The 10,901-nt window shown below is 67.3% G+C and carries 14 protein-coding genes; 10 read left to right on the top strand and 4 right to left on the bottom strand.

Annotated features, from left to right (window positions below; translation table 11 throughout):
• Positions 1-606 (top strand): rhomboid family intramembrane serine protease (locus tag ACRDU5_RS19780; RefSeq protein WP_526616507.1); only part of this gene is annotated, 606 nt, incomplete at its 5' end.
• Positions 607-610: 4 nt separating this feature from the next.
• Here ACRDU5_RS19780 and ald read toward each other — a convergent pair.
• Entirely contained in the window at positions 611-1,738 is a 1,128-nt protein-coding gene (gene ald / locus ACRDU5_RS19775; protein WP_526616506.1) for an alanine dehydrogenase, read from the bottom strand.
• A 91-nt stretch (positions 1,739-1,829) separates the two neighbouring features.
• On the opposite strand from ald, the gene aldR reads away from it, so the two are divergent.
• Positions 1,830-2,345: an HTH-type transcriptional regulator AldR gene (gene aldR / locus ACRDU5_RS19770; protein WP_526616505.1), complete on the top strand. Its 516-nt coding sequence runs from the start codon at positions 1,830-1,832 to the stop codon at positions 2,343-2,345.
• Here the strand turns inward: aldR and ACRDU5_RS19765 are convergent.
• Complete coding sequence (locus ACRDU5_RS19765; RefSeq protein ID WP_526616504.1) at positions 2,340-3,320, bottom strand: squalene cyclase; 981 nt, start codon at positions 3,318-3,320, stop codon at positions 2,340-2,342. The two genes, aldR and ACRDU5_RS19765, sit on opposite strands and share 6 nt — an antisense overlap.
• A gap of 65 nt (positions 3,321-3,385) precedes the next feature.
• Here ACRDU5_RS19765 and ACRDU5_RS19760 point away from each other — a divergent pair, with 65 nt between their 5' ends.
• From ACRDU5_RS19760 to ACRDU5_RS19740, 5 genes are read left to right on the top strand one after another with little or no spacing between them, the layout of a single operon-like run.
• Positions 3,386-4,429, top strand: a complete 1,044-nt coding sequence (locus ACRDU5_RS19760; RefSeq protein ID WP_526616509.1) for an NADP-dependent oxidoreductase — start codon at positions 3,386-3,388, stop codon at positions 4,427-4,429.
• A 10-nt stretch (positions 4,430-4,439) separates the two neighbouring features.
• On the top strand, positions 4,440-5,177 hold the full coding sequence (gene dapB / locus ACRDU5_RS19755) for a 4-hydroxy-tetrahydrodipicolinate reductase (protein ID WP_526616503.1): 738 nt from the start codon (positions 4,440-4,442) through the stop codon (positions 5,175-5,177).
• Complete coding sequence (locus tag ACRDU5_RS19750) at positions 5,174-5,638, top strand: hypothetical protein (protein WP_526616501.1); 465 nt, start codon at positions 5,174-5,176, stop codon at positions 5,636-5,638. The genes dapB and ACRDU5_RS19750 overlap by 4 nt, the downstream gene beginning before the upstream one ends.
• Complete coding sequence (locus tag ACRDU5_RS19745; RefSeq protein WP_526616499.1) at positions 5,635-6,090, top strand: flavodoxin family protein; 456 nt, start codon at positions 5,635-5,637, stop codon at positions 6,088-6,090. Before ACRDU5_RS19750 ends, ACRDU5_RS19745 begins: the two co-directional genes overlap by 4 nt.
• A 16-nt stretch (positions 6,091-6,106) precedes the next feature.
• Positions 6,107-6,586: a hypothetical protein gene (locus ACRDU5_RS19740; protein ID WP_526616498.1), complete on the top strand. Its 480-nt coding sequence runs from the start codon at positions 6,107-6,109 to the stop codon at positions 6,584-6,586.
• Here ACRDU5_RS19740 and ACRDU5_RS19735 read toward each other — a convergent pair.
• Both ACRDU5_RS19735 and ACRDU5_RS19730 read right to left on the bottom strand, forming a co-directional pair.
• Positions 6,580-7,506 (bottom strand): HpcH/HpaI aldolase/citrate lyase family protein, encoded by a 927-nt coding sequence (locus tag ACRDU5_RS19735; protein WP_526616497.1) that lies wholly within the window; start codon positions 7,504-7,506, stop codon positions 6,580-6,582. The two genes, ACRDU5_RS19740 and ACRDU5_RS19735, sit on opposite strands and share 7 nt — an antisense overlap.
• A 53-nt stretch (positions 7,507-7,559) precedes the next feature.
• Positions 7,560-8,306 (bottom strand): dienelactone hydrolase family protein, encoded by a 747-nt coding sequence (locus ACRDU5_RS19730; protein ID WP_526616495.1) that lies wholly within the window; start codon positions 8,304-8,306, stop codon positions 7,560-7,562.
• Positions 8,307-8,349: 43 nt separating this feature from the next.
• Between ACRDU5_RS19730 and ACRDU5_RS19725 the strand changes: the two genes are divergently transcribed.
• The 3 genes from ACRDU5_RS19725 to ACRDU5_RS19715 are packed head-to-tail and all read left to right on the top strand — an operon-like array spanning position 8,350 to position 10,884.
• Positions 8,350-9,150, top strand: a complete 801-nt coding sequence (locus ACRDU5_RS19725; protein ID WP_526616493.1) for a thymidylate synthase — start codon at positions 8,350-8,352, stop codon at positions 9,148-9,150.
• A gap of 22 nt (positions 9,151-9,172) precedes the next feature.
• Positions 9,173-9,670, top strand: coding sequence for a dihydrofolate reductase (locus ACRDU5_RS19720; RefSeq protein ID WP_526616492.1), 498 nt, complete (start codon positions 9,173-9,175; stop codon positions 9,668-9,670).
• A complete protein-coding gene (locus ACRDU5_RS19715; RefSeq protein WP_526616491.1) occupies positions 9,667-10,884 on the top strand; it encodes a winged helix-turn-helix domain-containing protein in 1,218 nt (405 codons plus the stop codon). The genes ACRDU5_RS19720 and ACRDU5_RS19715 overlap by 4 nt, the downstream gene beginning before the upstream one ends.
• The last annotated feature ends 17 nt before the right edge of the window (positions 10,885-10,901 follow it).

The following is a 10,901-nucleotide window of genomic DNA, read 5'->3' as shown; positions in this document are numbered from 1 at the left end:
CTGATCGCGCTCAACGTGTTCGCCTTCGTCGCACAGACCGCGTCGTCGAGCCTGGAGCGGGAGCTCGTGCTGTGGTCGCCCGCCGTCGCTGCCGACGGAGATCTCTACCGCCTGATCACCTCGGCGTTCCTGCACTACGGGATCACTCACCTGCTGTTCAACATGTGGGCGCTGTATGTGGTGGGCCCACCACTGGAGGCGTGGCTTGGGCGGCTGCGGTTTGGCGCGCTCTACGCGCTGAGCGCTTTAGGCGGCTCGACGCTGGTTTATCTGCTGTCGCCGTTGGATGCCGCGACAGCGGGTGCGTCGGGCGCGGTGTTCGGCCTCTTCGCAGCCACATTCGTGTTGGCGAAGAAGGTCAACGTCGACGTTCGGTGGGTGGTGGTGTTGATCGTGATCAACCTCGTCATCACGTTCACGGTCCCGTCGATCAGCTGGCAGGGACACCTGGGCGGGCTGGTGACGGGCGGGGTGGTCGCCCTGGCCTACGCGTACGCGCCGCGCGAACGTCGCAACCTCGTGCAGGCAGGCGCGACGGTCGGCATGCTTGCGTTGTTCGCCGCGCTGGTTTTGTGGCGCACCAGCGATCTGCTGGCGCTGGCCTGAGACGTCAGGCCAGCACGATGGCCGGGTCGGTGTACGGCAGATCCAGGTCCGTCGCCACCTGCTCGGACAGCAACGCGCCCTCATGCGTCGAAAGGCCCTTGGCCAGTGCGGCATCGGCCTGGCAGGCCGCGCGCCAACCCTTGTCGGCGAGCTTGAGCACGTACGGCATGGTCGCGTTCGTCAGCGCGAACGTCGAGGTCCGCGGCACCGCGCCGGGCATGTTGGCCACGCAGTAGAACACCGTGTCATGCACCGCGAACGTCGGATCGTCGTGGGTTGTGGGCCGTGAGTCTTCGAAGCAGCCACCCTGGTCGATCGCGATATCCACCAGAACCGCACCTGACTTCATGTGCGCGACAGTCGAATTCGTCACCAGCTCGGGGGCCTTGCCTCCAGGCACCAGCACCGCGCCGATCACCAGGTCGGCCTCCTTGACCGCGTCCTCGAGTTCGAGGATCGACGAGTGACGGGTCTCGATCCGACCGCCGAACTCGGCGTCCACCTGGCGCAGCTTGGCCAGGCTGACGTCGAAGACCGTGACGTGGGCGCCCATTCCGGCGGCCACCCGCGCGGCGTTGTAGCCGGCGGTGCCGCCGCCGATCACCACGACCTCGGCCGGGGCCACCCCGGGCACCCCACCCATCAGCACGCCGCGGCCGCCGTGGCTGCGCATCAGGTGATACGCGCCGACCTGCGCCGACAGCCGGCCGGCGACCTCGCTCATCGGGGCGAGGAGAGGAAGCGCGGCTGATCCGTCTGGGTTGGCGGTCTGCACGGTTTCGTAGGCGATCGATGTGGTGCCCGACGCGAGCAGCGCATCCGTGCAGGGCTTGGATGCGGCCAGGTGCAGGTAGGTGAACAGGGTTTGGCCCGCACGCATGCGGCCGTACTCGGCCTCGATCGGCTCCTTGACCTTGAGCAGCAGATCGGCCTCGGCCCATATCTGTTCGGCGCCGTTGATCAGCTGAGCGCCGGCGCGCTTGAAGTCGGCATCGGAAATCGACGAGCCGTCTCCGGCGCCGGACTGAATGATCACCTCGTGGCCGCGGTGCACCAACTCGGCCACGCCGGCCGGGGTGATGGCAACGCGGAACTCGTTGTTCTTGATCTCGGTCGGGATGCCGACGCGCATGACCGCTCCTGTGTCTCTGGGCTACCTAGAATTGTGAAGAACATTCGAGTGATTGGCAATAACCGCGATGATCCTTCGATATAGTAACGGCATGCCCGAAGGGCCGACGAAATCGCTGGCCACTGTGCCCTCACCGCCGAAGGATGTTCAGCCGGTCGACATCGACGACATCGACCGGCGCATCCTGACCGAGCTGCACACCGATGCGCGGATCGCCAACAGCGCCCTGGCCGAGCTGGTCGGCATCGCGCCGTCGACGTGTCACGGCCGGGTCCGACGGCTGCAGGAGCTCGGCGTGATCCGTGGCTTTTACACCGACATCGACCCGGCGGCCATTGGACTGTCGCTGCAAGCGATGGTCTCGGTCACCCTGCAGTCCAACGCGCGCGCCAAGATCCGCAGCTTCATCCAGCAGATCCGGCGCAAGCCTCAGGTAATGGACGTGTACTTCCTGGCAGGCGCCGACGACTTCATCCTGCATGTGGCCGCCCGCGACACCGAGGACCTGCGGTCGTTCGTGGTGGAGAACCTCAACGCCGACGCCGACGTCGCCGGCACGCAGACGTCGCTGATCTTCGAGCACCTGCGTGGAGCCTCGCCGCTATAGACTCACCTCAGAGTCCCACCAGGCGAGCACGCGGGTCGCGAATAGCGTCAGCCACTTCGATGGCTCACCAGCTGGCACGTCCACTTCGAACCACACCCGGCCGGGGTTCCGGCCGCGCTGCAGCCAAGTGCCGTCGGACTGTCTGGCGGCACGGATGAGCTCGATCGCTTCGGCCATGCGCGGGTCCGGCGCAGCGCGTTCGAGCAGCGACACCTGTCGGAAGTACTCGGCCGCGTTGAGCACGTCGTAGGACCAGCGGAACGGATAGCCGAGGTGGTCTACCCACGGTGCGACCGGCTCGCCCGTGGACAGACGGCGAAAGAGTCCGCGCCGCAACAGATATTCCTGCCCTTCACGCCTTGCCGCGTGTGTGGCGTCGGTGCCTCCCGTCGCTGCGTCATACGCGAGTAGTCCCTTGAGGGAGTTGAGCGTCGAGTGGTACGACGATCGCGCCGAGCCCTCGATCCACTCGCAGTTCCAGCCGCCGTCGGGCAGTCGATGCTCTAAGAACCATTCGACGACACCGGTGATGTCGGCGCCTAGCCACACACCGTTGGCCACCGTCCAGGCGTTGATGCAGCAGTCGACCTCGCCGCGCCAATACGGCAGGTTGTTGTAATCCCAACGACTGTTCTCAGCGAGCAGCTCGGCGGTGCGGCGCTCGCGCAGGACCGCTGAGTCCAAGCCCCATTCCCGCAGCGAGTTGAGCGTCCACGTTGTTGCCGTCCAGGGCTGTCCTGCTTCTGCCGCCTCGGCGTTATTGAAGTCGAAATCTGCGGGAAAGAATGAGCCGCCAGCCCATTGGCCGTCTGAATCCTGCAGCGCGAGAAGCCGTTTGCCGAAGCCTTCGGTCGCGATCCGTGCCCGTGTCGCTTCCCAAATCTCGCGCGGTGCGCCCACCAGGTCGCGCTCGACCTGCCAGCGCAGCGCTGGATCGGAATCCAGGAGCCAGGCGATCAGCGACTCGTCCGCCACGGGACCGACTCTAGACAGGAATGCAGGCGATCCAACCGCGCGGCGGCTTCGGTAGTTTCGGCATCGTGCCCGACCTGACGAACCGCCAGATCCTGCTGCGTCGCCGCCCGACCGGGCTGGTTCAGCCCGGTGACACCGAGCTGGTCTCCACACCGGCGCCCGAACCCGCCGACGGCGAGGCGCTGCTCCGCGCCACCTACGTCGGAATCGACGCCGCCGTGCGGACCTGGCTGAACGACCAGCCGGGCTACCTGCCGCCGGTGCAGCTGGGCGAGGTCATCCGGGCGGCGGGAATCGGCGAGGTCGTTGCGACGCGCTGCGACGCTTATGCGGTCGGCGACGTGGTGACCACGCTGACGGGCTTTCAGGACTACGTCATCATCCGCGATGATGTGTTCAGCACGCCCGTCCCCGGCGACGCCGTCGATCAGCTGGCGGTGATGTCGGTGTACGGGCCGACCGGCGCCACGGCGTATTTCGGGATGACCGGCATCGGCAGGCCCCAGCCCGGCGAGACCGTGGTGGTCTCGGCGGCGGCGGGCGCCACCGGGTCGGTGGCCGGTCAGATCGCGAAGATCGCCGGAGCCAAGGTGGTCGGCATTGCCGGCGGGCCGGACAAATGCCGGGCCGTGGTCGAGGACTTCGGGTTCGACGCCTGCATCGACTACCGCGAGGACGGCCTGCCTGCGGCGCTCAAACAACACTGTCCCCGCGGGGTGGACGTGTATTTCGACAACGTTGGCGGGCCGATCCTGGACGCCGTGCTTGGCCGGTTGGCTCCCAGGGCGCGGGTCGTGCTCTGCGGCGTCATCTCCAGCTATCTGACCGGCGAGCACCCGGGGCCGGCCAACTATGTCAATCTGCTGGCCAAGAGCGCGCTGATGCAGGGCTTCAACACGCTCGACCAGTGGGGCCGATTCGACGAGGCCTTCGCCCCGCTTCGGCAGTGGGAGCAGGAGGGCCGGCTGGTGCACCGCCAGACCATCTTCGAAGGCATCGAGTCCTGCGTCGACGCGCTCAACGGGCTGTTCACCGGGGCCAACATCGGCAAGATGCTGATCAAGGTCGGCGACCCCACGTCGGCCGGACCGGCACCGTCCGGGGACTAGGCTGCCAGCCATGCGAGTCGGAGTGCTGGGCGCCAAGGGCAAGGTCGGCTCGACGATGGTCCAGGCGGTACAGGCTGCCGACGACCTGACCTTGTCGGCCGAGGTCGACGAGGGTGACCCGCTCAGCCTGCTGACCGACCGCGATACCGAGGTCATCATCGACTTCACCCACCCCGACGTGGTGATGGACAACCTGAAGTTCTTGATCGAGAACGGCATTCACGCCGTCGTCGGCACCACGGGCTTCACCGACAAGCGGCTGGGGCAGGTCCGCAGTTGGCTCACCGCCAAGCCCGATGTCGGGGTGCTCATCGCGCCGAACTTCGCGATCGGCGCCGTGTTGTCCATGCATTTCGCCCAGCAGGCCGCGCGCTTCTTCGAGTCCGTCGAGGTCATCGAGCTGCACCATGCGCAGAAGGCCGACGCCCCGTCGGGCACCGCGGCTCGCACCGCGCAACTCATCGCCGAAGCGCGAAAAGACCTGCCGCCCAACCCCGATGCCACCAGCACCGGGCTGGAAGGTGCACGCGGCGCCGACGTCGACGGCATCCCCGTGCATTCGGTGCGGCTGGCCGGACTCGTCGCGCACCAGGAGGTGCTGTTCGGCACGCAGGGCGAGACGCTCACCATCCGGCACGACAGCCTGGACCGCACCTCGTTCGTACCCGGCGTGCTGCTGGCGGTGCGCCGCGTGCGGGAACGCCCGGGGCTCACCGTGGGTATCGAGCCGCTGCTTGACCTGACATGAGTGAGAGCGCACGCGCACTGCGCATCCAGCTGCTGATCGGCTTCATGTGCGTGGCGCTGGTCGTCTACTTCCTGCTGCTCGGCCGGATCGCGATCGCGTTCATCACGTCCGGCCGCGCCGCCGCGATCGGGCTCGGCCTGGCGGTCCTGATCATGCCACTGATCGGAATCTGGGTGATGGTCAGCACGCTTCAGGCGGGCCTTGCGCACCAACGGCTGGCCCGCATCATCCGCGACGAGGGCATGGAACTCGACGTCAGCTCCCTGCCCAAGATGCCGTCGGGCCGGATCCAGCGCGATGCGGCCGACGTGCTGTTCGACACCGTGCGCGAAGAACTCGAGAACGACCCGGACGACTGGCGGCGCTGGTATCGGCTGGCGCGGGCGTATGACTATGCGGGTGACCGCGGCCGGGCCCGGGAGGCAATGAAGAAGGCCGTCCAGCTGCAGGAGAAGGAATGACCAAGAGGCTGCTGGTCGTGCACCACACACCGTCTCCGGCGACGCGTGAACTGCTGGAGGCGGTGTTGGCCGGCGCCCGGGATCCCGACATCGAGGGTGTTGAGGTCGAAGTGCGGCCGGCTCTCGCGGCGACGGTCCCGGATGTGCTCGAGGCCGACGGCTACCTGTTCGGCACCACCGCCAATCTTGGCTATATGTCGGGCGCGCTCAAGCACTTCTTCGATACCGTCTACTACCCGAGCCTCGACCACGTGGCCGGGCGACCGTACGGAGTGTGGGTGCACGGCAACAACGACACCGTCGGCGCGGCGAACGCCGTGGACAAGGTGGCGACGGGGCTGGCGCTGAGCAAGGCCGCCGACGCACTGGAGGTTGTCGGCGCCGTCGACGCCGGAGTGCGCGAACGGGCCTACGAACTCGGCGGCACGCTCGCCGCTGTGCTGATGGAGTGACGGAGGAGACGAAGCTATGCCCGGTATTGCCGAACTCGCTTTGGGCGCAGCGCCAATCGCCGGCGGCGCGCTGTTGGGGGTTGCCGCCGGCAACCTCAAGGGTCCCGACGTCCGTGGCATGATCGTCAAGGACATGGACCTGCTGGAGCGGATCCCGGACAACCAGCCCGAGCTGAAAACCCGGCTCAAGGCGAGCATCGACCATCGTATCGACGACCTCATCACGACGACCGAACGTACCCGCGAGCTACGCTTGGCCGCATTTTCCTACCGCGGAAACTGGCGCGACATTGTGGTTTTCATCTGCGCGGTGCTGTTCACGATCGTCTGGTGGAACGTCAGCCATAGCCGGGCGAATTGGCTGGTGATGTTCATCGTGATGATCATCGCGTCGGTGGTGGCGGGCATCTACGCCGGCCGGGGATTACTGCGTGCGGTGCGCCACTTCCTTAGGAGAAACGAACGCGAAGAAGAGGAAGGCCCAAGCACTCAGTAGTGGTAGGTGTCCGACGGCGCCGGGATATGGGCCGGGTCGTCGACGTCGTCGAACTCGGAGACTTCGATGCCGTATGCGCGGGCCAGATCGAGGATCTTGTTCGCCCGGGCGATGCGTGGCAGGTCCGAGCCGTTGCGGATCTCGCCGCCGTCGCGTTCGAACTCGACGAAAAACTCTTTGGCCCAGCTGATCTCGTCCACGGACGGTGAAAGCCCCTCGTTCACGGTGGCGCACTGGTCTGGTGTCAGACAGATCTTGCCGGTCATGCCAAATTCGGCGGAGACGGCAGTCGCCTCACTGAGCACCAGAGCACTGGACCCGACCGTCGGCCCGTCGATGGCGCTCGGCAGGTGGGCCGCCTTGGCCGCGATCGTGAATCGCGAGCGCGCGTAGGCGAGGGTGGACGGGTTGTCGCCGAAACCGGTGTCGCGGCGGAAGTCACCGATGCCGAAGGCCAGCCGGAAGGTGCCCTTCGCGGCGGCGATTTCGGTGATGCGCTCCAGGCCGCGGGCCGTTTCCACCAGCGCGACGATCGGCACGTTGGGCAGCCGCTTGGCGGTTTCGGTGACGTGGTCGACGGATTCGACCATCGCCAGCATCAGCCCGCCGACCGAGGTCTTGCCCAGCATGTCGAGGTCGTCGGCCCACCAGGGGGTTCCGAACCCATTGACCCGGACCCAGTCGCTGTTGCCGTCGCTCAGCCACCGGACCACCTTGTCGCGTGCGCTGGTCTTGTCCTTGGGCGCGACCGCGTCCTCGATGTCGAGCACCACGATGTCGGCACGGGACTCCGCGGCAGGCGCAAACCGCTCGTACTGCGCCCCATTGACCAGCAACCAGCTGCGGGCGAGTACCGGGTCGATGCGCGAGCCGGTATCGCTTTGGTCCTGTTCTTTGGTCTTGCCGACCTCACCGTCCACGCGACTATGGTCGCGCACCGTGTCAACACGACGGACGGCGGGGTCTGTCGAGGTCAGCGCAGCGTGGCCCCGAACAATCGCTCCAGCGCGCCCCAATGCCGTTCGGCGGCCTTCTCGTCGTAGGGCGGGTTGTCGGGCACCGCGAAACCGTGCCCGGCGGGATAGAACTCGACGGTGTGCTCGACATCGGCCGCGGTCAGCGCCTTGCCGAGGGTTTCGGCGTGTTCAGCGGTGAAGCCGCCGTCGTTCTCCGCGCCCGCCACGTACACCGTTGCCGTCATCCGGTCGGCCAACAGGTGCGGGCTGGTCGCATCGTCGGTCACCAGGCCACCGCCGTGGAAGGAGCCGGCGGCCGCGACGCGGTCGGATTGACGCCCGGCGACCACCACCGACGTCCTGCCGCCCATGCAGTAGCCGCAGACGCCGAACTTGGATCCCCTCACCTCGGGACGCTGTTCCAGAAAGTCGAAGAAAGCCCCGGCGTCGCTGGCGATCATGTCGGGGGTCACCGATCCGACCATCGACATCAACCGGGTCCGCTCCTCGGCATCGGTGAATGCCGTCGCCATGTCGAACGGCTTCCAGTCGCCGTGCCGGTAGTACACGTCGGGCAGCAGCACGGCGTAGCCATACCCGGCCAGTTTGGCGGCCATGTCGTGCATGGTGTCGCGGACGCCACCTGCGTCGACGTACATCACCACCCCCGGCCACGGGCCGGTGCCCTCGGGGGTGTGCAGGGTGACGGGGCAGGTGCCGTCGGGTGTGGTGACGGTGGCTGGGACTCTGCTGATGCTCGGCATGGCTTCCGTTCTACGCCACCCGTCTGGACGTAAGCTGGGCGGCGTGCCGATCGCCACGCCCTACGAGGATCTCCTGCGTGTGGTGCTGGAGCGGGGCACACCCAAATCCGACCGGACCGGCACCGGCACCCGCAGCCTCTTCGGCCGCCAGCTGCGCTACGACCTGGCCGCCGGTTTCCCGCTGATCACCACCAAAAAGGTGCACCTGAAGTCGGTCATCTACGAACTGCTCTGGTTCCTGCGCGGCGATTCCAACGTGCGCTGGCTGCAAGAGCATGGCGTCACCATCTGGGACGAATGGGCCAGCGAGACAGGCGATCTCGGTCCGATCTACGGAGTGCAGTGGCGGTCGTGGCCGACCCCGTCGGGCGAGCACATCGACCAGATCAGCGCCGCGCTGGAGCTGCTGAAGCAGGACCCGGATTCGCGTCGCAACATCGTCTCGGCGTGGAATGTCGGCGAGATCCCGCAGATGGCGCTGGCGCCATGCCACGCGCTGTTTCAGTTCTACGTCGCCGATCGCCGATTGAGTTGCCAGCTCTACCAGCGCAGCGCCGACCTCTTCCTCGGCGTGCCGTTCAACATCGCCAGCTACGCGCTGCTCACCCACATGATGGCCGCCCAGGCCGGGCTGGACGTCGGCGAGTTCGTCTGGACCGGCGGCGACTGCCACATCTACGACAACCATGTCGCGCAGGCCACCGAGCAGCTAAGCCGCCAGCCACGTCCGTATCCGGAACTCTTTCTGGCGCCCCGTGATTCGATCTTCGACTACGCCTACGACGACATCGTCATCAAGAACTACGACCCGCACCCGGCGATCAAGGCACCCGTCGCGGTATGAGGCCTGCTCGCAGGGCCGAATCATGACTATGACGGTGGGCCTGATCTGGGCCCAGTCGCCCTCCGGTGTGATCGGCCGTGCCGGCGGCATTCCGTGGCGGCTGCCCGAGGACCAGGCCCGGTTCAAGGAGCTGACCTTCGGTCACACGGTGGTGATGGGGCGGCTGACCTGGGAGTCGCTGCCAGCCAAGGTGCGCCCGCTGCCGGGGCGCAGAAATGTCGTAGTCACCAGCCAAGCTGACTACATGGCGGACGGGGCTGAGGTGGTGAGCACTCTCAGCGAGTTCGAGGCCGTGCTCACCGATGAGGAGACGTGGGTGGTCGGCGGCGAGCAGATCTACGTGCTGGCATTGCCGGCGGCGATGCGCTGTGAGGTCACCGAGGTCGAGATCGACCTGCCCCGCGAAGACGGCGACGCGGTGGCACCGGTGCTCGACGAGACCTGGATCGGCACCGCCGGAGACTGGCTGACCAGCCGTTCCGGCCTGCGCTACCGATTTCACAGCTACCTCCGGGCATGAGCCGCCTCACCGCCGCCCAGGCCCGGCGGGTGGGCGTCGCCGCGCAGGGGCTGGCCGAACCGAAACCGCGCGGCCCGGTCACCCGCGCGCACCTGCGGCGGCTGATCTCCCGGATTCAAGTTCTGCAGCTCGACTCCGTGTCGGTCGCGGTGCGCGCGCATTACGCGCCGGTGTTCAGCCGACTCGGTTACTACGACCGCGACGTTCTGGATCGCGCGGCCTGGCACCACAGCGCGCGTTCACCGCGGCTGCTGGTCGAGTACTGGGCGCATGAGGCCGCGCTGATGGCCGTCGACGACTGGCCGCTGCTGCGCTGGCGGATGCGACAGTACCGGCACGGTCGGTGGGGCACCCACATCGTCAAGGAGAACCCACAACTGGCCGACGACATCGTCGCCGCGATCGCCGAGCTCGGGCCGTCCACCGCCGGGCAGATCGAGGCGCACCTGGGCGCCGAGCCCCGCGGCTCGAAGGGTCCGTGGTGGGACCGCAGCGACACCAAGTGGGTGACCGAGGCGCTGTTCGCCGCCGGCGTGCTGACCACCGCAACCCGCGTCGGGTTCGCCCGGCATTACGACCTCACCCAGAATGTGCTACCACCCGACGTGCTGGCCCGCGAGGTCGACGACGCGCAGGCGGTGCGGGAGTTGACGCTGCGCGCGGCCACCGCGCTCGGTGTGGGCACCGAGGCCGACATACGCGACTACTTCCGGCTGTCGACGGCGCAGGTCAAGCCTGCGATCGCCAAACTGGTCGCGGGCGGAGAGGTGGAACGCGTCGAGGTCGACGGCTGGACGGCCCCGGCGTATCTGCGGGCGGGCCAGATCGTGCCGCGGCGGGATCGCGGGACGGCGCTGCTGTGCCCGTTCGATCCGTTGATCTTCTTCCGGCCACGGGTGCAGCGGGTGTTCAACTTCCGCTACCGCATCGAGATCTATACACCGTCGGCCAAACGTCAGTACGGCTATTACGTCTGGCCGTTCCTGCTCGACGGGCAGCTGGCCGGCCGGGTCGACCTGAAGGCCGAACGCGGGCGGGACGCTCTGCACGTCGTCGGCGCGTTCGCCGAACCGGCCCAGCAGCTGTCGCGGGTGGCCGATGCCCTGGCGGCTGAACTGCAGACGATGGCGTCATGGTTGGGACTCGGGGAAGTCACCGTGGGAACGGCTGGCGACCTGGCAAGCGAGTTATCCGATGCCGTCAAGCGACGGTGACCACCCGAAATCGGTCT

The organism is Mycobacterium sp., assembly GCF_050701515.1.
GTDB lineage: Bacteria > Actinomycetota > Actinomycetes > Mycobacteriales > Mycobacteriaceae > Mycobacterium.
Note: the sequence above shows the minus strand (reverse complement) of the source record. Positions and strands in the feature narration are given on the sequence as shown.